This window comes from Jiangella muralis (assembly GCF_001270745.1).
Taxonomy (GTDB): domain Bacteria; phylum Actinomycetota; class Actinomycetes; order Jiangellales; family Jiangellaceae; genus Jiangella; species Jiangella muralis.
Genome location: NZ_KQ434756.1, coordinates 289454 through 310625, shown reverse-complemented (window position 1 = coordinate 310625; position 21172 = coordinate 289454). Strand labels below are relative to the sequence as shown.

19 protein-coding genes are annotated in these 21172 nt (G+C 72.0%); 11 read left to right on the top strand and 8 right to left on the bottom strand.

What is annotated here, in order from left to right; genetic code table 11:
* Positions 1-33: 33 nt before the first annotated feature.
* On the bottom strand, positions 34-1251 hold the full coding sequence (gene rocD / locus ACW62_RS13360) for an ornithine--oxo-acid transaminase (RefSeq protein ID WP_053204632.1): 1218 nt from the start codon (positions 1249-1251) through the stop codon (positions 34-36).
* Positions 1252-1313: 62 nt separating this feature from the next.
* A complete protein-coding gene (gene ddaH / locus ACW62_RS13355; protein ID WP_053204631.1) occupies positions 1314-2111 on the bottom strand; it encodes a dimethylargininase in 798 nt (265 codons plus the stop codon).
* Between the two features lie 211 nt (positions 2112-2322).
* On the opposite strand from ddaH, the gene ACW62_RS13350 reads away from it, so the two are divergent.
* Together ACW62_RS13350 and ACW62_RS13345 are read left to right on the top strand one after the other, a co-directional pair.
* Positions 2323-2796: an Lrp/AsnC family transcriptional regulator gene (locus ACW62_RS13350; protein WP_053204583.1), complete on the top strand. Its 474-nt coding sequence runs from the start codon at positions 2323-2325 to the stop codon at positions 2794-2796.
* A gap of 331 nt (positions 2797-3127) precedes the next feature.
* Positions 3128-4471, top strand: a complete 1344-nt coding sequence (locus ACW62_RS13345; protein WP_157574724.1) for a C40 family peptidase — start codon at positions 3128-3130, stop codon at positions 4469-4471.
* A gap of 4 nt (positions 4472-4475) precedes the next feature.
* On the opposite strand, the gene ACW62_RS13340 is transcribed toward ACW62_RS13345, so the two are convergent.
* The gene (locus ACW62_RS13340) at positions 4476-4970 is read right to left on the bottom strand and encodes an inorganic diphosphatase (RefSeq protein ID WP_053204581.1); all 495 of its coding nucleotides are present in this window, start codon (positions 4968-4970) and stop codon (positions 4476-4478) included.
* 94 nt (positions 4971-5064) lie between these two features.
* On the opposite strand from ACW62_RS13340, the gene dacB reads away from it, so the two are divergent.
* The 6 genes from dacB (at position 5065) to folE (ending at position 11951) form a co-directional block, all read left to right on the top strand.
* Positions 5065-6420 (top strand): D-alanyl-D-alanine carboxypeptidase/D-alanyl-D-alanine endopeptidase, encoded by a 1356-nt coding sequence (gene dacB, locus ACW62_RS13335; protein WP_083459712.1) that lies wholly within the window; start codon positions 5065-5067, stop codon positions 6418-6420.
* A gap of 34 nt (positions 6421-6454) precedes the next feature.
* Positions 6455-7555 carry a zinc-dependent metalloprotease gene (locus tag ACW62_RS13330; RefSeq protein WP_205629320.1) on the top strand — a complete coding sequence of 367 codons (1101 nt, stop codon included), beginning with the start codon at positions 6455-6457 and terminating at the stop codon, positions 7553-7555.
* A gap of 10 nt (positions 7556-7565) precedes the next feature.
* Positions 7566-8510: a tRNA lysidine(34) synthetase TilS gene (tilS, locus tag ACW62_RS13325; RefSeq protein WP_053204578.1), complete on the top strand. Its 945-nt coding sequence runs from the start codon at positions 7566-7568 to the stop codon at positions 8508-8510.
* Positions 8511-8569: 59 nt separating this feature from the next.
* Complete coding sequence (hpt, locus tag ACW62_RS13320) at positions 8570-9121, top strand: hypoxanthine phosphoribosyltransferase (RefSeq protein WP_053204577.1); 552 nt, start codon at positions 8570-8572, stop codon at positions 9119-9121.
* 204 nt (positions 9122-9325) lie between these two features.
* A complete protein-coding gene (ftsH, locus tag ACW62_RS13315; RefSeq protein WP_053204576.1) occupies positions 9326-11347 on the top strand; it encodes an ATP-dependent zinc metalloprotease FtsH in 2022 nt (673 codons plus the stop codon).
* Between the two features lie 4 nt (positions 11348-11351).
* Positions 11352-11951, top strand: coding sequence for a GTP cyclohydrolase I FolE (gene folE / locus ACW62_RS13310; protein WP_053204575.1), 600 nt, complete (start codon positions 11352-11354; stop codon positions 11949-11951).
* 14 nt (positions 11952-11965) lie between these two features.
* Here the strand turns inward: folE and ACW62_RS13305 are convergent, their stop codons facing one another.
* The 3 genes from ACW62_RS13305 to ACW62_RS13295 form a co-directional block, all read right to left on the bottom strand.
* Positions 11966-12745, bottom strand: coding sequence for an LLM class F420-dependent oxidoreductase (locus tag ACW62_RS13305; RefSeq protein ID WP_053204574.1), 780 nt, complete (start codon positions 12743-12745; stop codon positions 11966-11968).
* Positions 12746-12819: 74 nt separating this feature from the next.
* Complete coding sequence (locus ACW62_RS13300) at positions 12820-13515, bottom strand: hypothetical protein (RefSeq protein WP_053204573.1); 696 nt, start codon at positions 13513-13515, stop codon at positions 12820-12822.
* Positions 13512-13667: a ribbon-helix-helix domain-containing protein gene (locus tag ACW62_RS13295; RefSeq protein ID WP_053204572.1), complete on the bottom strand. Its 156-nt coding sequence runs from the start codon at positions 13665-13667 to the stop codon at positions 13512-13514. The genes ACW62_RS13300 and ACW62_RS13295 overlap by 4 nt, the downstream gene beginning before the upstream one ends.
* A 77-nt stretch (positions 13668-13744) precedes the next feature.
* Between ACW62_RS13295 and ACW62_RS13290 the strand changes: the two genes are divergently transcribed.
* Entirely contained in the window at positions 13745-13936 is a 192-nt protein-coding gene (locus ACW62_RS13290) for a hypothetical protein (RefSeq protein WP_053204571.1), read from the top strand.
* Here ACW62_RS13290 and ACW62_RS34735 read toward each other — a convergent pair.
* Complete coding sequence (locus ACW62_RS34735; RefSeq protein ID WP_169792050.1) at positions 13929-14072, bottom strand: GPGG-motif small membrane protein; 144 nt, start codon at positions 14070-14072, stop codon at positions 13929-13931. The genes ACW62_RS13290 and ACW62_RS34735 overlap by 8 nt on opposite strands.
* Positions 14073-14172: 100 nt before the next feature.
* Between ACW62_RS34735 and purB the strand changes: the two genes are divergently transcribed.
* Positions 14173-15606 carry an adenylosuccinate lyase gene (gene purB, locus ACW62_RS13285; RefSeq protein WP_053204570.1) on the top strand — a complete coding sequence of 478 codons (1434 nt, stop codon included), beginning with the start codon at positions 14173-14175 and terminating at the stop codon, positions 15604-15606.
* Positions 15607-15686: 80 nt separating this feature from the next.
* On the opposite strand, the gene ACW62_RS13280 is transcribed toward purB, so the two are convergent.
* Entirely contained in the window at positions 15687-20018 is a 4332-nt protein-coding gene (locus ACW62_RS13280; protein ID WP_053204569.1) for a carboxypeptidase regulatory-like domain-containing protein, read from the bottom strand.
* 400 nt (positions 20019-20418) lie between these two features.
* Between ACW62_RS13280 and ACW62_RS13275 the strand changes: the two genes are divergently transcribed.
* Positions 20419-20928, top strand: a complete 510-nt coding sequence (locus ACW62_RS13275; RefSeq protein WP_053204568.1) for a winged helix-turn-helix domain-containing protein — start codon at positions 20419-20421, stop codon at positions 20926-20928.
* Positions 20929-21172 lie beyond the last annotated feature (244 nt).

Sequence of the window (21172 nt, the reverse complement as noted above, 5' to 3'; positions counted from 1 at the left end):
CGGCAGGTGTCCTCGGTCGCGACGTGGCGCACGTCACGCCCCGCGCGCCGCCAGCACCCGGCCGAGCGCGTCGACCGCGAGGTCGATCTCGTCGCGCGTCACCACGAGCGGCGGCGCGAACCGGATGGTCGAGCCGTGCGTGTCCTTGACGAGGACGCCCTCGGCCAACAGCGCCTCGCACGCCTCGCGGCCGCTCATCAGCTCAGGGTTGATGTCGACGCCGGCCCACAGCCCGCGCCCGCGCACCTCGACCACCCCGCGCCCGATCAGCTCGCCGAGCCGCGCGTGCAGGTGCGCGCCCAGCTCGACGGCGGCCCGCTGCCACTCGCCGGTCGTCAGCATCGCGACGACGGCGCGCCCGGCCGCGCAGGCCAGCGGGTTGCCGCCGAACGTGCTGCCGTGCTCGCCGGGGTGGATGACGCCGAGGACGTCGCGGTTGCCGACGACCGCGGACACCGGGACGACGCCGCCGCCGAGCGCCTTGCCGAGCAGGTAGAGGTCGGGAACGACGCCCTCGTGCTCGCAGGCGAACGTGGTGCCGGTGCGGCCGAGGCCGGACTGGATCTCGTCGGCGATGAACAGCACCTGCCGCTCGTCGCACAGCCGCCGCACGTCCGCCAGGTACCCGGGCGGCGGCACGACGACGCCGGCCTCGCCCTGCACCGGTTCGACCAGCACCGCCACCGTCGTGTCGTCGATCGCGGCCGCCATCGCCGCCGCGTCGCCGTACGGGACCACCCGGAATCCGGGCGTGAACGGGCCGAAGTGGGTGCGCGCGACCGGGTCGGTGGAGAAGCTGACGACGCTGATGGTGCGGCCGTGGAAGTTGCCCTCCGCGACGATGATCGTCGCCTGGTCCGCCGGCACGCCCTTGACCTCGTAGCCCCACTTGCGGGCCACCTTGAGGCCGGTCTCGACCGCCTCGGCGCCGGTGTTCATCGGCAGCACGAGTTCCTTGCCGGCGAGGTCGGCCAGCTCGCGGGCGAACGGGCCGAGCACATCGTGGTGGAACGCGCGGCTGGTCAGCGTGACGCGATCGAGCTGCGCCTTGACGGCCGCGACGATCTCCGGGTGCCGGTGGCCGAAGTTCACCGCGGAGTACGCGGCGAGGAAGTCGAGGTAGCGGCGGCCCTCGACGTCGGTGACCCACGCGCCCTCGGCCTCGGTGACGACGACGGGGAGCGGGTGGTAGTTGTGCGCGGTGCTGCTCTCGACGAGGGCGATCGCGTCCTGGGTGCGGGTGGCCTGCATCGTCTGATCCCCCTTGTCCTTGCGCAACTCGCCGCCGTTGGCGACCTCGCGGTCAGCGATCGTCATGAGAGCTCCTCGGCGATGGTGGGGGCGTGCAGTTCCAGAGTGGCGCACTTGACGCCGCCACCGGACCTCAACAACTCGGAGACGTCGACGGGAACCGGCTCGAACCCGGCCCGGGCGACGGCGTCGGCGAGCGTCTCGGCCTGGGCGGCCAGGACGACGTGCCGGCCGTCGCTGACGGCGTTGAGCCCGAGCACGAGCGCATCGGCCTCGGTGGCGACGATCGCCTCCGGGAACAGCCCGGCCAGCAGCTCCTGGCTGGCCGGCGCGAACGCTGGCGGGTAGTACGCGATCGTCGTCGCGTCGAGGACGGCGAGCGCGGTGTCGAGGTGGTAGAAGCGCGGGTCGACCAGCTCCAGCGGCACGACGGGAACGCCGAAGACGGCGGCCAGCTCGGCGTGCGCGGCAGGGTCGGAGCGGAACCCGGCGCCGGCCAGGATCCGCCCGCCGGCCCACGCGAAGTCGCCCTCGCCCTCGTTGACGGCGACCGGCTCGGTCACGCCGATGCCGACGCCCTCGAGCCAGGACCGGTGCGCGGGCGCCTCGTCGGCCCGGACCAGCTCGCGGAACCGGGCGCCGAGCGCGCGGTCGCCGACCACGAACGCGCCGTTCGCCGCGAACACCATGTCCGGCAGGCCGGGCCGCGGGTCGAGCTGGTGCACCCGGTGCCCGAGCCGCTGGTACGTCGCACGCAGGTCGTCCCATTGGGTCAACGCACGATCAACGTTGACCGGCTGGGATGGATCCATCCACACATTGATCGAGTAGTGGACGGCGAAATGCTCCGGCCGGCACATCACGTAGTCGCGGGTGGTCGCGACGCGGTGGCCGGGTCGAGGTAGCCGGGTCAGCTCGGTGGCGTCGTTCACGGTCACAGCGCCAAGGTAGAGCGCGGCGGCGGTAGCGATCGAGATCGTTTCATTGCCGCATGCGGGCGAAACGTTGCGTCCGTTCTCGAACGATCGGCGATTCGTTGCGTGCGACGGCGCGGAAGGGGACGATCCACCCATGACACTCGACACGCTGGACGAGCGGATCATCCGGGTCCTCATGGCCGACGGCCGGGCCAGCTACGGCGCCATCGGCCAGAAGGTCAGCCTGTCCGCGCCCGCCGTCAAGCGTCGCGTCGACCGGTTGCGCGCCCGCGGCGTCGTCACCGGGTTCACCGTCAGGGTCGAGCCGGCCGAGATCGGCTGGAGCACCGAGGCGTACGTCGAACTGTTCTGCAACCCGCGCACGACCGGCGAGCAGATCGCCCGCCGCGTCCAGGCCTACCCGGAGGTCGTCGAGGCGTTCATGGTCACCGGCGACGCCGACGCCATGCTGCACGTCTTCGCCGGGAGCATGCAGCACTTCGAGCGCGTCCTGACGGAGATCTCCGCCGAGCCGTTCGTCGCCCGCACCCGCAGCGTGCTGGTGCTGTCGCCGCTGCTCCGGCGCGTGCAGGCGCCCCGGACGGACGAGGCGCCCGCCACCGACTGACGCCCGCCGCACCGCCCGCCCTGCCGCACCGCCCGACTGGCCGCCCCGCCCCGACTGGTCGCCCGCTCGCCGCGCCGCGCCGCCCATCCGAAGTTGATCTTGGAGTAATGCACCTCTCACGGGGCGATATGCCCGATTGATACCGCCGTTGGTCCAAGATCAACTTGGTGGAGGGTGCGGGGACTGGAATTACACGGATGTAGTTGGTCAAGGCGACACGCCGTGTGACTCCTGAAATTCTTGTGGTTCCTGTTCTCTCCCGTGACTTTCTTGGCTACTGTGCTTCGTGGGACGCCAGGTACGGGGGAGGTTGTCAGTGCGGAATCGGTTCGTGGCAGGGGTGTTGGCCACCGCGCTGGCCGCCGGCGTGGTCGGGCCGGCGCACGCCGACCCGGCCGTTCCCACCGAGTCCGAGCTGCAGGACGCTCGCGACGCCGAGGCGGCCGCCGCCGGCGGCGTGGCGGCGCTGGAGGCACGGCTGGCCGATCTGACGGCGCAGGTCGACGCCCTGTACATCGCGGCGGCCAAGGCGATCGAGGCGTACAACGGCGCCCGGGTGCTGCTCGAGCAGGCCACCGAGGCAGAGGCGACGGCGCGCGTGGCGGCGGAACAGCGCGCGGCCGAGGCCGAGCGGGCCCGCGTCGAGCTGGGCCGCATGGCCGCGGCGACGTACAGCCAGGGCGGCCAGCTGGCCGGCGTCGGCATGGTGCTCGGCGCCGAGGACGGGCAGGCGCTCTACGAAGGCATGGGCGCCCTGCGCGCCGTCACCCGCTCGCAGGCCACCATCGCGCAACGGGCCCGCGACGCCCGGCAGGAGGCCGACGACGCGGCGGCACTGGCGGCGACGGCGCTGGCGGAGCGGTCCGCGGCGGCCGAGCAGGCCGACACCGCGCGAGCCGCCGCCGAGGCCGCCGTCGCCGGGCAGGAGCAGGCCGTCGCCGCCGTCGAGGAGCAGCGCGGCGCGGCCGTCACCCAGCTCGCCGCGGCCCGCGGCACCACCGTCGCACTGGAGCAGCAGCGTCAGGACGCGCTCGCCGCCGAACAGGAGCAGGCCGAGCAGGAGCTGGCGGAACAGCAGCCGACCGCCCCGCCGGAGCCGACCACCGAGCCGTCGGTCGGCCCGCCGGACGACCCGACCGTGCCGGTCGAGCCGAGCACGCAGCCGACCACCCCGCCGCAGCCGACGACGGAGCCGAGCCCGCCGCAGCCGACGACGCCGCCGGAACCGCCGGTGCCGCCGCGGCCCACCGTCGAACCGACCCCGGAGCCGACCCAGGAGCCCGAAGAGCCCGAGCAGCCGGACCCGCCGGCCAACGGTGCCGCGGCCGCCGTCGACTACGCGTACGCCCAGGTCGGCAAGCCGTACGAGTGGGGCGCCGACGGCCCGAACAGCTTCGACTGCTCCGGCCTCACCATGCGGGCCTGGGAGGCCGGCGGCGTCGGCCTGCCGCACTGGAGCGTCGCCCAGGCGCAGGCGGTCGACCGCGTCTCGTACTCCGACCTGCGCCCCGGCGACCTGATCTTCTGGTCCGACAACGGCCAGGCCTCCGGCGTGTACCACGTGGGCCTGTACATCGGTGGCGGCCAGATGATCCACGCGCCGCGGCCGGGCAAGAACGTCGAGGTCCAGAACGTCTTCTACTGGGTCGACCCGTCGTTCTACGGCCGCGTCTAGAAGGTCAGTGCGTGCCGCCCGAGTCGATCAGCCGCTGGCGGGAGGCCTGGATCTCGTCCTCGGCGGCGACGCGGTCGACCCACGTGGCGCCCTCGACCGACTTGCCCGGCTCGAGGTCCTTGTAGATCTCGAAGAAGTGCTGGATCTCCAGCCGGTCGAACTCGGGGACGTCGCCGATGTCCTGGATGGTGACCTTCCGCGGGTCGCCGGCCGGTACGCAGAGCACCTTGTCGTCGCCGCCGGCCTCGTCCTTCATCCGGAACATGCCGACGGCGCGGCAGCGGATGAGGCACCCCGGAAATGTCGGCTCCTCGAGGATCACCAGGGCGTCGAGCGGGTCGCCGTCGAGGCCCAGGGTGTCGTCGATGAACCCGTAGTCGTGGGGATAGCGCGTCGACGTGAAGAGCCGGCGGTCGAGTCTGATGCGGCCGGTCTCGTGGTCCATTTCGTACTTGTTGCGGCTCCCGGCCGGTATCTCGATGGTGACGTCGAACTCCACCTGTAGGTCCCTACCTCAAAGCGTCCCGATGTGCTGGTCGGGTCCAGTGTCCCGTACGGTGATTCCCGCCGTGTCAACAGGTGAGGGGGCGACGATGTGGGGGCGGGTCGCGATTGCGACGGGCTGCGTGGTCGTGCTGGCCGCCGGCGCCGGCGTCGTGCTCGACCGCACCACCGGCCTGCCCTGGATCGACGACGACGCGGCGGCCGAGACGTCGCTGCTCCACCCGGCGGCGGCGCCCGCTCCGGCGTGGTCGCCCGCGCCGGGTGTGCTGGCCGGTCCGGCCGACGCCGGCGCGACCGGTGAACCGGCCGTCGGTGACGTGCTCGCGCCCACGCTCGGCGCGGCCGGGCTGGGCGGGCGGGTCGGGGTCAGCGTCGTCGACCTCGTCACCGGCACGCCGTCCTACGAGACCGCCGGCGCCGATCCGCACACACCGGCCAGCACGCTGAAGATCCTCACCGGCGCCGCCGCGCTGCACGCGCTCGGTCCGGACCACCGGTTCACCACCCGCGTCGTCAGCGGGCCGGACCCGTCCGCCGTCACGCTGGTCGGCGGCGGCGACCCCACGCTCACGGCTGAGGACGACGGCGCCGGCACCCGGCTGGCCGAACTCGCCGCGGCGACGGCGCAGGCGCTGACCGACGCCGGGGTGTCGGCGGTGACGCTGTCGTACGACGCGTCGCTGTTCAGCGGTCCGGCCGCGGACCCCGACTGGAGCCCCGGCTACATCCCCAGCGTCGTGTCACCGACGACGGCGCTGGCCGCCGACATCATGGACCGGCCGTCCGACCCGCCGCTCGACGCGGCCGAGGAGTTCGCCGGCCTGCTCGCCGACCACGGCATCGCGGTCGACGGCGACCCGGCCGAGGCCGCCGCGCCCGCCGACGGCGCCGAGCTGGCCGCCGTCGCGTCCGCGCCGCTCGCGACCGTCGTCGAGGACATCCTCACCAGCAGCGACAACGACGGCGCCGAGGTGCTGGCCCGGCACGTCGCGCTCGCGTCCGGCGCGGCCGGAACGTCCGAGGCGGCTGGTCCGGCCGTCGTCGCGACGCTCGCGGACCTCGGCCTGGACGCGTCCGGCGCGACGCTGCTCGACGGCAGCGGGCTGGCCCGCGGCAGCGCCGTCCCGGCCACGCTGATCACGCAGACGCTGGCCCTGGCCGCCGGGCCGGACCACCCGGAGTTGCGCGCCGTCGTCACCGGGCTGCCGGTCGCCGCGTTCACCGGCACGCTCGCCGACCGCTTCGACGACTCCGCCGCGGCCGGACTGGTCCGCGCGAAGACCGGCACCCTCACCGGTGTCAGCGCCCTGGCCGGTGTCGTGGTGGCCGCCGACGGCGTCCCGTACGCGTTCGCGGTGCTCGCCGACGACGTCGGCAACACGACGGAGGCGAGGGCCGCCCTCGACGACGTCGCGGCCGCGCTGGCCGGCTGTGGCTGTGCCTGACGCAGCCCGGCGATCGGTGACGTAGCGTGGTCGTATGACGACCGCTGACGCTGCTCCCGACATGGTCGACTGGGACCTCGCGGTCGCGACGGCGCAACGACTGGCCGGTCCCGGACCGGCGGTCACCGACTCCGAGGCCCGCGAGGCCGTCGCGGAGCTGCGCCGGCTCGCCGCCGAGGCCGAGGCACACGTCAAGGGCTTCACCGGCCTCGACGCCTCGCTCGGCTACGCGCCGCTGGTGGTCGTCGACCGCGGCAACTGGGCCCGGGCCAACGCCCAGAGCATGCGCACCATCATCGCGCCGCTGCAGCGCAAGCTGCAGAAGGACCGCGAGCGCACCCCGTTCCAGCGGGTCGGCCCGAAGGTCACCGGGCTGCAGACCGGCGCGCTGCTGGCGTTCCTGGCCAGCAAGGTGCTCGGCCAGTTCGACCCGTTCTGGGCCGGAAGGCTGGGCGGACCCGACGACGGCGCGCAGGGCCGGCTGCTGCTGGTCGCGCCGAACATCGTCCACGTCGAGCGCGAACTGGGCGTCGACCCGCACGACTTCCGGCTCTGGGTCACGCTGCACGAAGAGACCCACCGCGTGCAGTTCACCGCGGTCCCGTGGCTGCGCGACCACCTCGCCGGCGAGATCGAGGCGTTCGTCGAGGCCACCGACGTCGACCCCGGCGCCTTTCTCACCCGCGCCCGCGACGCCGTCCGGGCCCTCGGCGAGACCGCCCGGTCCGGCGACGGCGGCGGCTCCGTCCTCGACCTCGTGCAGACGCCGGCGCAGAAGGCCGTCCTCGACCGCGTCACGGCGTTCATGTCGCTGCTCGAGGGGCACGCCGACGTCGTCATGGACGGCGTCGGGCCCGACGTCATCCCGTCGGTCGAGACCATCCGGCGCCGGTTCCAGCGCCGCCGCTACTCGTCGGTCGGGCTCGACCGCACCATCCGCCGGCTGCTCGGCCTCGACGCCAAGATGCGTCAGTACCGCGACGGCGCCGCGTTCGTCAACGCCGTCGTCGGCCGCGTCGGCATGCCGGGATTCAACCGCATCTGGGAGTCGCCGGCCACGCTGCCGACCAAGGACGAGATCGCCGATCCCGTCGCCTGGGTGCGCCGGGTGCACGGCCAGCCGGCGCTCGGCTGATCCTGCACCCATGGGGCACCCGCACCTCGACGTCCGGCGGGCCGTGCGCACGGCGCTCGCGGATCTGCCCGCCGGCTCGACGGTGCTGGTGGCCTGCTCCGGCGGGGCCGACTCGCTGTCGCTGGCGGCGTCGACGGCCTGGGTGGCTGCGCGCGCCGGGCTGCGGGCCGGCGCCGTCTGCGTCGACCATGGGCTGCAGCCCGGGTCGGCGTCTCGGGCCCGGTCGACGGCGGCGCTGCTGTGCGGCATGGGGCTGGACCCCGTCGTCACCGTCCACCTCGACGCATCGCGCGGGCCGGACGGTCCCGAGGGCAACGCGCGGGCGGCCCGGTACGCGGCCCTGACGGCGTCGGCCGCTCGTGTGGGTGCGGCCGCGGTGCTGCTAGGGCACACGCTGGACGACCAGGCCGAGACGGTGCTGCTGGGACTGGCGCGTGGATCGGGGCTGCGGTCGCTGTCGGGCATGGCCGCCCGCACCGGCCTGCTGCGGCGGCCGCTGCTCGGGCTGCGCCGCGCCGTGGTGCGGGCTGCGTTGCCGCCCGGACTGACGCCGTGGGACGACCCCCACAACGAGGACGCCGCCTATGCGCGGGCGCGGGTCCGGCACCGCGTGCTGCCGGTCCTCGAGGCCGAGCTCGGCCCGGGTGTCGCCGAGGCGCTGGCCCGCACCGCCGGTCTCGCCCGCGCCGACGCGGACGCGCTGGACGCGCAAGCCGCCGCCGTCGGCACCCTGACCGTGGTCGATCTGGCGGCGCTGCCGCAGGCCGTCCGCTGGCGGGTGCTGCGCCTGGCCGCGATCACCGCCGGCAGTCCGCCCACCGACCTCGCCGCCGCCCACGTCGCCGCCGTCGACGCGCTCGTCACGGCGTGGCGCGGGCAGGCGGGCATCGACCTCCCCGGCGGCCTGCGCGCCACCCGCCGCGACGGCCGCCTGTACTTCGTCGAGCAACCGTGATCACGGCAGCATCCCGCACACCCCGCGCCCGCCGGGGCGACGTGTGAAAGGCTGCGGAGGTGGATCCAGAACACGTCGACGGAGATCTCGAGAAGATCCTCCTCACCGAGGAGGAGATCCAGGGCAAACTGGCGGAGTTGGCGGCCGCCATCGAGCGTGACTACGACGGCAAGGATCTCCTGCTCGTCGGCGTGCTCAAGGGCGCGGTCATGGTCATGGCCGACCTCAGCCGGCACCTGTCGCGGCACGTCGAGCAGGACTGGATGGCCATCTCGTCCTACGGGTCGGGCACGAGGTCCAGCGGCGTCGTCCGCATCGTCAAGGATCTCGACACCGACATCACCGACCGCCACGTGCTCGTCGTCGAGGACATCATCGACACCGGGCTGACGCTGTCGTGGCTGGTGTCGAACCTGCGCTCGCGCGGTCCGGCGTCGGTCGAGGTGTGCACGCTGCTGCGCAAACCCGAGGCCGCGAAGACCGCCGTCGACGTCAGGTATGTCGGCTACGACATCCCCAACGCGTTCGTCGTCGGCTACGGCCTCGACTACGCCGAGCGGTACCGCAACCTGCGGGTCGTCGGTACGCTGGCGCCGCACGTCTACAGCTGATGTGACGCAGTTGTCCGGCATCCCGGGAACACGGGTGCTCACCTGCGACGTTCTCAACGTGTAACCGACCTGCCGGAATGGTCGAGCAGGCCCGCGCAAGGTATCGTCGGACGATCCGACACCTTTGGTGGACATGCCGGGCGTTCGCGGCGTGTGCAGAAGGCAGCCGATCACAGGAGGTACGAGGCCGGCAGGTCTCGCATCATGAACGCCAAGCGATTCACGCGACCACTCATCTGGTTGCTCGTCTTCGTGCTCGCCGCCGTCGTGCTGAGCAGTGTGCTCGACCGTGCCGGCGGCGCGGAGAAGGTCGACACCGCTCGCATCGTCTCCGAGATCGAGGCCGGCAACGTCAAGTCCGCGAAGATCACCGGTGGTGAGACTCAGGAGATCGAGCTCACGCTGGCCGACTCCGACGACACCAAGATCGTCGCCCAGTACGTCGAGGGCCAGGGCCTGCAGCTGCAGGAGTCCCTGCAGGAGCTGCACGACGAGGGCGGCACCAAGCTCGAGTCCTACAACGTCGAGGTGCCGCAGCCGAGCATCCTGTGGGGCATCCTCGGCACGCTGCTGCCGTTCCTGATCCTCGGTGCGCTGATCTTCTTCTTCATGACGCAGATGCAGGGCGGCGGCGGCCGCGTCATGCAGTTCGGCAAGTCGCGCGCCAAGCTGGCCAGCAAGGACGCGCCGAAGACGACGTTCGCCGACGTCGCCGGCGCCAACGAGGCCATCGAGGAGCTCCACGAGATCAAGGAGTTCCTGCAAGAGCCCGGCAAGTTCCAGGCCGTCGGCGCGAAGATCCCGAAGGGCGTGTTGCTGTATGGCTCGCCCGGTACCGGCAAGACGCTGCTGGCCCGTGCGGTCGCCGGCGAGGCGGGCGTGCCGTTCTACTCCATCTCCGGTTCCGACTTCGTCGAGATGTTCGTCGGCGTCGGCGCCTCCCGGGTCCGTGACCTGTTCAAGGAGGCCAAGGAGAACGCGCCGGCCATCGTGTTCGTCGACGAGATCGACGCGGTCGGGCGGCACCGTGGCGCCGGCATGGGTGGCGGGCACGACGAGCGCGAGCAGACGCTGAACCAGCTGCTGGTCGAGATGGACGGCTTCGACGTCAAGACCAACGTCATCCTGATCGCGGCGACCAACCGGCCCGACATCCTCGACCCCGCGCTGCTGCGCCCGGGCCGTTTCGACCGGCAGATCGCGGTCGAGCCGCCCGACCTCGAGGGCCGCGAGAAGATCCTGGGCGTGCACGCGCGGGGCAAGCCGTTGACCGAGGACGCCGACCTCCGCGCGGTGGCGCGCCGCACGCCGGGCTTCACCGGCGCCGACCTCGCCAACGTGCTGAACGAGGCGGCGCTGCTGACCGCGCGTCGCAACGAGAAGCAGATCACGCCGCAGGCGCTGGACGAGGCCATCGACCGCGTGGTGGCGGGCCCGCAGAAGAGCTCGCGCATCATGAAGGACGACGAGAAGCGCATCACCGCCTACCACGAGGGCGGGCACGCTCTGGTGGCGGCCGCGCTGCATCACACCGACCCGGTGCACAAGGTGACGATCCTCCCGCGTGGCGGCGCCCTCGGCTACACCATGGTGCTGCCCGACGAGGACAGGTACTCCACCACGCGCAACGAGATGCTCGACCAGCTCGCCTACATGATGGGCGGCCGGGCCGCGGAGGAGATGGTCTTCCACGACCCCACCACGGGTGCGGCCAACGACATCGACAAGGCCACGACGCTGGCGCGGCGCATGGTCACCCAGTACGGCATGACGGAGCGGCTCGGCGCCATCAAGTTCGGCTCCGACCGGTCCGAGCCGTTCCTCGGCCGCGACATGGGCCACGAGCGCGACTACTCCGAGACCGTTGCCGGCATCGTCGACGAAGAAGTGCGCAAGCTCATCGAGACCGCGCACCAGGAGGCCTTCGACATCCTGGTCGAGAACCGCGAGGTCCTCGATCACCTGGTCATCGCGCTGCTCGAGCGCGAGACCTTGAACAAGGAAGAGGTCGCCGAGGTCTTCGCACCGATCCGCAAGCACGGGCGGCGACCCGCGTGGACCGGTTCGGCCACGCGCAAGCCGTCCGAGCGCGGCCCGGTCGCGTTCCCGATCAAGGTCTCGACCAACGGCCACCACGCCGAGGAGCCGGCCGCCATCACCGTCGCGCCCGAGCCCATCCCGGTGCTGCCGCCGATGCCGAAGCCCGAAGGCCCGGTCGAGGGCTGACGGAGTGAACGCCGAACCGGTGCCGACGCAGCCACCCGGGCAGTTCGATCACGCCCGGGTGGAGGCGGCCGTGCGTGAGCTGCTGGTCGCGATCGGCGAAGACCCCGATCGCGACGGGCTGCTCGAGACCCCCTCGCGGGTCGCGCGGGCGTACCAGGAGATGTTCGGCGGCCTGCACCAGGATCCCGCCGACGTCCTCACCACCACGTTCGAGCTGGGCCACGAGGAGATGGTGCTGGTCAAGGACATCGAGCTGGCCTCGATGTGCGAGCACCACCTCGTCCCGTTCTACGGCTTCGCCCACGTCGGCTACATCCCCGGGCCGACCGGCCGCATCGCCGGGCTGTCCAAGCTGGCGCGGTTGGTCGATGTCTACGCCAAGCGCCCACAGGTGCAGGAACGGCTCACGTCGCAGGTGGCGAATTCCCTGGTCGAGTTGCTCAAGCCGGCTGGCGTCATCGTCGTCGTCGAGGCCGAGCACCTGTGCATGACGATGCGCGGCGTTCGCAAGCCGGGCGCCAAGACGGTCACCAGCGCCGTCCGCGGCCAGCTGCGCGACGCCACCACCCGCGCCGAGGCGATGAGCCTGATCATCGGGCGCTGAGTCCCGCCCCGGGCTCAGGCGGCGTTGTGGCGGTCGCGCCACTCCACCCATGCGCTGATCGAGCCGAGGTCGTAGAGCGGGCCGGACGCGCTGATGGTGAACAGGCTGATGCCCAGTTCGACGAGCGCCTCGGCGGCCGCGCCGGGCCGTCCGCTGACCGCCGTCGAGCGCTCGATCTCGCCCGGGTCGCGGCCGACCGTGGCGCACCAGTTGTCCAGCACCTCGCTCTTGTGCCGCAGCACGGTGGCGTCGCCGAAGGCGTGCCAGATGGTGCCGTGCTCGGCGACGTGGCGCAGCGTCTTCTTCTCGCCGCCACCGCCGATGAGGATCGGGATGTCGCGGGACGGGGCCGGGTTCAGCTTCGACCAGCGGTCCTTGATGCGCGGCAGCGCCTGGCCGAGGTCGTCCAGCCGGGTGCCCGCGGTGCCGAACTCGTAGCCGTACTCGTCGTAGTCGCGCTGGAACCAGCCGCCGCCGATGCCGAGGATGAGGCGGCCGTCGCTGATGTGGTCGACGGTGCGGGCCATGTCGGCCAGCAGCTCCGGGTTGCGGTAGCCGACGCTGCTCACCAGTGCGCCGATCTCCACCCGTGACGTCTGCTCGGCCCACGCGCCGAGCATGGTCCAGCACTCGAAGTGCTTGCCGTCGGGCTCGCCGCGCAGCGGGAAGAAGTGGTCCCAGTTGAAGACGATGTCGACGCCGGCGTCCTCGGCCTCGGCGGCGGCGCGGCGGATCTCCCGGTAGTCGGCGTGCTGCGGCTGGATCTGGACACCGATGCGAATCGGTCGGGACATGCGTGCCTCGGTTCGGGTCGGGGATACACAGGGACAACCCCGCGGCGCCGTCCCGACATTCCGGCCGCGACGGATTACGAGCCGGCGCGACGGTATCCGTGCAGGTCGGTCTGGACCTGGTTCACCCAGATGTCGCCCGTGCCGTCGGGGTCGGGCACCCGGACGGTGAGCCCGTAGTTCTCGTCGACGACGGACGCGGCGAGGCCGCGGGCGGTCAGCCGGGCGGCCAGCGCGCGGACGTCGCCGTCGTACTCGAACGAGAGCTGCACGGACGGCCGGTCGGCGCCGTGCGCCGCCACCAGCCCGCCGCCGGGCGCGACGAAGTCGACCCAGTCGCCGACGTGCGAGGCGATGCGCACCGTCAGGCCGAGGCGGTCCAGCACGCCGGCCGCGCCCGCCACGTCCGGCGAGTACCAGAGCGGCAGCGCCGACAGTGCGGGGTCGGCGCCGGGCTGCGGTGCGGCCTCCGAGCGCTCGTCGACGTGCGCCCGCAGGCCGTCGGGCCCGGTGACCTCCAGCCGGCCGCCGGCCGACACCGTCGCCAGGCCGTTGCGCTCGCATTCCGCGGCGACGGCGAACAGGTCCGGCGCCTCGAAGCCCAGCTCGGCGCCGGACTCGTCGGCGCGGACCACCGCGACCCGGCCGTGCCCGAGCGCGAGGTCGACGCGGTCGCCGTCGCGGCCGGTGACGACGCCGCCGAGCGCCTCGACGACCCGGACCCACGCGTCGGCGTGCGGCGTGCGCCGGACCGGGCGGACGGTGAGCGTCATCGGGGGTCCTCCTGCTCCGCGGTGGCGAGGTACTCCCGCAACACCTTCTCGACGAACGCCGACAGGCTCAGCTCCTCGTCGATGCTGCGGTGCTTCGTGGCGCGGACGACGTCCGGCGGCAGGTAGACGTTGAACTGCACCTTGTCGGCCATGGCTAGGATGCTAGCCGACCAACTGGAACTCGGTGTGCAGCACGTAGGCGCAGCAGCGCCGCCTCTACGTCGAGGCGGTGTTCGCGCTGGCCGGGTTCGAGGGCGAGCCGGTGGATGTCGACCCGCGGGTGGCGACGTGGGCGGAGTACCCGCACGTCTTCGTCGACGGGCCGGCCACCCAGGTGATGTTCGTGACCGCCCGGATGCCGCCGAAGCGGATCCGGGCGGTCCTGCGCGAGTTTCTCGCCGAGGTGCCGCGGCTCAGGTGAAGACGCTCACCCCGCCGGGTCCGACCAGCAGGCCGACGACGATCAGCACGATGCCCCACAACAACTGGCCGCGGACCAGCGAGATGATGCCCCCGATCACGAGGATGACGGCCAGGATCCAGAGCAGGAACTCCATGGTGCCTCCTTCTTCTCATTCCAGACCTTGTGGTGCCCGAACGGGCGATCTCCAAACGGGTGGTGCCGACCGGCGCGGCGTCGTGCGGGAGAATGGAGTCGTGCCCGACAAGCCCGCGATCCTCGACGTCCTCGCCGCCCGCTACGCCTCGCCGGAACTGACCCGGTTGTGGTCGCAGCAGAACAAGATCGTCCTCGAGCGGCGGCTCTGGCTGGCCGTGCTGCAGGCGCAGCGTGACCTCGGCGTCGACGTCCCCGACGGCGTGGTCGAGGCGTACCAGGCGGTGCTCGAGGACGTCGACCTCGATTCCATCGCCGCCCGCGAGCGGGTCACCCGGCACGACGTCAAGGCGCGCATCGAAGAGTTCAACGCGCTGGCCGGCCACGAGCACGTCCACAAGGGCATGACCAGCCGCGATCTCACCGAGAACGTCGAGCAGCTGCAGATCCGCCTGTCGCTCGAGCACGTCCGCGACCGCATGGTCGCCGTCCTCGTCCGGCTGGCCGCGCGCGCCGCCGAGCACGCCGACACCGTCATGGCCGGCCGCAGTCACAACGTCCCCGCCCAGGCGACGACGCTGGGCAAGCGGTTCGCCTCGGCCGCCGACGAACTCGTCGTGGCGTTCGAGCGGGTCGAGGAGCTGATCGCGCGGTACCCGCTGCGCGGCATCAAGGGCCCGGTCGGCACGGCGCAGGACATGCTCGACCTCCTGGGCGGCGACGATGCCCGGCTCGCGGAGCTGGAGCGGCGCATCGCCGGGCACCTCGGGTTCGAGCGGGTGTTCACCAGCGTCGGCCAGGTCTACCCGCGCTCGCTCGACCACGACGTCGTGTCGGCGCTGGTCCAGGTGGCCGCCGGGCCGTCGTCGCTGGCCACCACCGTCCGGCTGATGGCCGGGCAGGAGCTGGTCACCGAGGGGTTCAAGGCCGGGCAGGTCGGCTCCAGCGCCATGCCGCACAAGATGAACACCCGCTCCTGCGAGCGCGTCAACGGCCTCGCCGTCGTCCTCCGCGGCTACGCGTCGATGGCGGCCGAGCTGGCCGGCGCGCAGTGGAACGAGGGCGACGTGTTCTGCTCGGTCGTGCGCCGGGTCGCGCTGCCCGACGCGTTCTTCGCGCTCGACGGCCTGTTCGAGACGTTCCTCACCGTCCTCGACGAGTTCGGCGCCTACCCCGCGGTCATCGCCCGCGAGCTCGACCGCTACCTGCCCTTCCTCGCCACGACCTCCGTGCTGATGGCCGCCGTCAAGGCCGGCGTCGGGCGCGAGACGGCGCACGAGGCCATCAAGGAGCACGCCGTCGCGGTGGCACTGGCCATGCGCGAGCAGGGTGCGGCGCGGAACGACCTGTTCGACCGGCTGGCGGGGGACGCGCGGCTGGGCCTGGACCGCGCGCACCTGGACTCCCTGGTGCGGTCGCCGCTGGAGTTCACCGGCGCGGCGCGGGCCCAGGTCGGCGCCGTCGTGGCCCGGGTCGACGAGATCGCCGCCGCCCATCCCGTCGCGGCCGCCTACACCCCGTCGCCCATCCTCTAGCGCAGTGGACACGCCGATCATCGGCGATTCCTGGCGTCAGGACGCCAGGAATCGCCGATGATCATGGGCGGACGAACCTCCTACAGGTCGGGCCGGTCGGTCACGCGCAGGGCGTTGACGATCGGCAGCTGGTAGCCGAAGCGGTCGTGGAACTGGATGTTCAGCGGACCGCCCTGGTGCTCGACGGTGACGGTGTGCTGGTCCGCCCACAGCCCGCGGACCTCGGCGGCCACGTCGTGGTTGACCAGCACGTAGGCGCCGTTGACGCTGACGTCGAAGACGCGGCGTCCGGGCATCATGTTCGCCTGGAACTCGGCGAACCCGAGCTCCACCTCGTACGTCCCGGCGGGCACGTTGTCGAACCGGTAGCCGAAGATGCCGGACCGCCGGCTCTGGAACATCGTGTCGTCATCGGTGCCGCCGATCGCGCGATTCGTCGACGAGACCTCGACGCGCTGGCCGACCCAGCCCCAGGAGCCGGCGGTGAACTTCCGGTCCGCCTGCCACATGTCCAGGTCGCCGTCGGTGTAGGCGGCGCCGCCGGCGTTGACGCCCACCTGGTAGGCGGGCACCAGCAGCGAGACCGGAACCTGGTGGCTCGGCACCCGCCCGGCGTTCGTCGCGATCATCAGCGTCGCCTCGTAGCGATTCGCCGCGAGGCCGGTGCTGTCGGCCGTGACGGTGACGGTCACCGACTCGCCCGGCGCCAGGGTCCCCGCGGCCGGGTCCTCCGACAGCCAGGACACGTCGCTGGCGTTCGGCACGCCGGTGTCGATGAGGTACGCCGTGTTGGTCAGCTGGCTGGTCGCCCACAGCTCACCGGTGGTGTTCATCTCCAGGCCGGCGCCCGGACCCTCGCCCTGCTCCGGGAACTCGATCGCCGAGATCGTGGCGCAGTCCGACGGGTCGATCTGGTAGATGTACGTGGTCAGCGAGCTGTTGACCATCCACAGCACGTCGGCCGTCGGGTTGTAGGCGAGGCCGGCGATGGACGCGTCCTCGGTCGAGCACTGGGCGAGGGTGGCACCCGGGTCCGCGTGGGACTGGCCCGCGACGGTGTAGATGATGCCCTCGTTCCAGCCGCCGATGTAGAAGACGTCGTCGACGGGGTTGTAGGCGAGGCCGCGCTGCGAGAAGTTGGTCGTCCACGGGGTGCCCGAGATCACGTACTGCTCGGTGCCGTCGGCGGTGTCGAAGCAGTGGATCGCGTTGTCGCCGCCGACGTTGACCTGGCACATCGCGCCGGTGCTGGAGTCCAGCGCCATGTCGCCGTTCCAGGCGCCGCCCCAGTTGCCCGGGAACACGGAGCCCGCCGCACCGGACGTGGAGAACTGGTGGTTGGTGATGGTGTCGGGGTCGGACACCCAGACGTCGCCGTCGAAGCCGACGCCCCAGGCGACGGAGATCCCGGTGGCCGGCCACTCGGCCACCACGTCGCCGGGCGCGGCCGGAGCCATGTCCTGCGCCGCGAGGTCGGCCAGCTGCTCCTTGGAGTACGTGCCGAGCGCGTTGGTGGCGTTCGGGTCGGCCTCCGAGCTGCCCATCAGCGCCGGCGTCGGGGGCGACTGCCGGCCGGTGCCGCGGTCGACCTCGGTGGCCTCCCAGGCCAGGTCCGCGGAGCCGGTGTTGGTGATGGTCACCTCGCCGGAGCGGGTCTGCCCCTCGGTGATCGTCCAGGACAGCTCGTCGGCCTCGACGACGGCGACGCCGGTGCGCAGCGCGTAGTCGACGGTGTTGACCTCGCCGTCCTGGTTGATCAGCACGTCCTCGGAGCCGCCGTCGTACCCGTCGCTGCTCGCCTGCACCGTGTAGGCGCCGAAGAACAGCTGCATGGCGTAGTCGCCGTTCGCGTCCGTGCTCGCCTCCCGGACGACGGTGCCGTCGGGTGCGACGGCGGCCACGGTGGCGCCCTCGATCGGCAGGCCGTCGTTGGCGTCGGTGACGGTGCCGGTGACGGACCCGTTCGGCGGCAGCTCGAACGTGATGGCCGTGTCGTCGGACAACGCGGCCTCGTTGAACGAGTACTGCAGGGCGTCGGTGCCGGTCGCGTTCTCGATGCCGACGGTCGCGCTGGTGCCGAGTTCGCGCGCCTGGGCCGGGTCGAGGTTGCGGTAGGCGAAGGTGACGGTGCCGTCCTCGTACAGCGTCACGCTGAAGTCGATCCGCACGTCCGCGACGTTGAAGAACGACACGTTGCGGTACTCGATGACGAACCCGCCGTCGACGGTGCCGGTGTAGACCCCGCCGCCGGCCTGGATGTTGAGGTCGTCCCAGAACGGCGCCAGCGTGGCGTTGGGCGCGGCCGCGTTCGGCAGCGCCGTGTTCGTGTAGTTGGTGACGGGCGCGAGGAAGTTCACGTGCCCGTTCGAGGACAGGTACGCGGTGTCGTAGTTCTCGCCGTAGAACGGGAAGTCGAACGGCAGCGCGACCGACGCCGTCTGCTCGTCCCCGGTCAGGGCCACCGGGTCGGTGCCCTCGACGTACGCCGACGGGCCGGTGCTGCAGAAGTAGCCGTAGCCGTCGGCCCGCTTCGGCAGCGCGAAGTCCAGCGTCGACGGCCCGCTGACCGTCAGCGCCTGCGTGAGCGGATCGGCGCACTTGCCGCCGTCCGCGGTCAGCTCGTACGAGCCGGCCGGGACCGCCGCGAACGCGTAGGTGCCGTCGGCGCCGGTCGTGACCGGGTCGACGGGCGCGCCGTCGATCCTGACGGTGGCGCCGGCGACCGGGTCGCCGGAGTGGGCGTCGGTGACGGTGCCGGTGACGGGGTGGCTGCTGGCCGGCTCCAGCGCGACGTCGAGCGTCGTCGCGGTGTCGGCCGTGATGGCGGCGGTGGACGTCGCGGTCTGGTAGCCGAACGCGGACACCGTCACGTCGTAGTCGCCGGCGGTGAGCGTGAGCGTGTAGGTGCCGTCGGCGCCGGTGGTGGTCTGCCGCTCCATCGGCCCGGCGACGGCGACGGTGGCGCCCTCGACCGGGGCGCCGGCCGCCGTGACGGTGCCGGTGAGCGTGCCGGTCTCGCCGGTCGGCGCGGCGTCGATCAGCGCGAGCGCGTCGAGCCGGCCCTCGCCCCAGACGTTGTTGTCGTCGGCGGTGCCGCCGCAGCTGAGGTCCTCGACGTCGACGGCGCTCTGGTCGAGCAGCGCGCGGGTGCCCTCGACGTCACCGACCAGCGCCGGGGCGGCCGACCACAGCAGCGCGATGGTGCCGGCCGTGTGCGGCGCGGCCATCGACGTGCCGGACAGCAGGTTGTAGCCGCCGCCGTCGATCGACGAGCGCACGGCCACGCCGGGCGCGGAGATGCTCGGCTTGATCTCGCCGTCCTGGCCGGGGCCGCGGCCGGAGAAGTCGGCGATGGCGTTGTTCGAGTCGTACGCGCCGACGGAGTAGTTGATCGTCCGGCTGCCGGGCGAGCCGCTGCTCGAGCAGGCATCGCCGCTGTTGCCGTTGGCCCAGACACCGAAGATGCCGGCGTTCGCCCACTCGATGAGGATGTCCTCCATGAACGGGTCGTTGGACGGGAACCTCGACCCCCACGAGTTGTTGACGATGTGCGGCCGCTGCGACACGTCCGGGTTCTGGCCGTTCAGGTCGGTCGGCGCGAGCATCCACTCGCCGGACTCGATGAGGTCGGCGTCGGAGCAGGTGTTGCAGCCGTTCGCCGCGATCCACGTCGCGCCGGGCGCCACGCCGATCTGGTTGCCGCTGCCGTCGTCGCCGACCATCGTGCCCATCGTGTGGGTGCCGTGCGAGTTGCCGGCGCCCTCGAACGGGGTGTCGCTGCTGCCGGTGGCGTCGAACCAGTTGTAGTTGTGGTCGAAGCTGCCGCCGTTGTTGCCGCGGTAGTGCTCGACCAGCGCCGGGTGGTCGTAGTCGACGCCGCTGTCGATGTTGGCGACGACGATGCCCTCGCCGCGGACGCCGTACTGCGACCAGACGTCGTCGGCGTTGATGTTGGCGATGCCCCACTCGACGGCGGACGTGCCCATGCCGCCGGACGCCTTCTCGTCGACCGGCTCGGGCTGGTCGTAGGTGCGCGGCGCCCGGATCTGCTCGACGCCGTCGAGCGCGGCGAGCTGCTCGGCGAGGGCGCGGCTGCCGTCCTCGACCAGGATCGCGTTGGTGATCCAGTGCGCCTCGTAGCCGACGCCGCGCTCGTCGAGGAGCTTGCGGGCGGCGGCCTGCGACTGGTCGGCGGTCGCCTTGAGCTGGTCGACCACGAACTGACCACGTTCGGTCCAGTCCTCGATGGCCGACGCGGACGTCGTCCGCGCGGACGAGCCGAACCGGATCCAGAAGTCGGCGCTGTCCTTGACGGCGTCGGGGTCGAACACGCCTGGTTCGATCTTCGACACGGGCTCGGCCGGACGGTCGAATCCGGCCTGCGCCGGTGTGGCGGCCAGGACCGTCGACACCAAGGCGAAGACCGAGAGTACTGCGGCGAGATATCGCCGACCTGCTCGTCTTTCCCTGGTGGGACTCGCCGTCGCGTCGGGACCTCGCGGTCGGCCTCCTACTGGGTGGGCTGGAAGCTGCACGGTGGACCTCCTGTGTGGGCGCGACACGGCGGAGGGAGGTGGCCGGGCACCGTGTCACACGTGTCCGAAATGCGGTGCCGCTATCCTCGCGACGTCCGGCTACCGGCGACAAGGTCGGATCGAGGGCAAGATCGAGGCCGTTGACGGGCGATGTCACAGGGATTGACTCCTGGATGCCCGGGATTTAACCGGAAATATTCCGCGAGACATACCAAACCGTCGTGAAACCTGTCATGCTGCCAAGCAATCGGTGGGGCGATTTGCAGGGAGTTGGTGCATGGTGTCCGCAGCGCCATACATTGAAGCGATCACGCCATTTGTCATCTGTGTCGGCACGACTCTGGAGGACTCGACCGCGATCGCCCAGGCGATCGACCGGCGGGCCATCGTGATGATCGCGCCGGACTCCGAGGCGGCACGCCGGCTGCTGGTCGGCGACACGGGCATACCCGACAGCCCGGCCGGCATGGAGGACCTCGAGTACCGCGTCATCGAACGCGGCTGTCTCCGCGTCGACCTGGTGTCCCGCCAGGTCACCTGGAGCGACGTCGACATCGCGCTGAGCGCCCGCGAGTTCGACCTGCTGGCGACGCTCGCGACGGAGGCCGGCCGGGTCTGGACCTTCGAGGAACTGATGGCGCGGATCTGGAAGACCCGCTACCTGGGCGACGCCGACCCCGTCGTGTCGGCGGTGAAGCGGCTTCGGCGGCGGCTGGCGCTGGTGGTCGACGAACTGCGCGTGGTGTCCGTGCGCGGCGTCGGCTTCCGGCTGGTGGTCCCGGACTGAGGTGGATGGCGGCCGGCCGCAGCCGGCTATGGGTTGGGTGCGGACGGCGGTGGTTCGGTCGGGGCAGGGTGCGGACCGAACCGCCGCCGAGCCGTCCCGGCCCGAGGTGTGTCGGTGCGCGGCGTCCGGGCGGCGCTGCTGCTGCCGATGATCAGGTGACGTATCGCTCAGATTGGCCGCGTCTTCGTCACCTGATCGTTTTGTGTCCGCATCGTGGAGATGATCAGGTGACGCAACGCGCGAA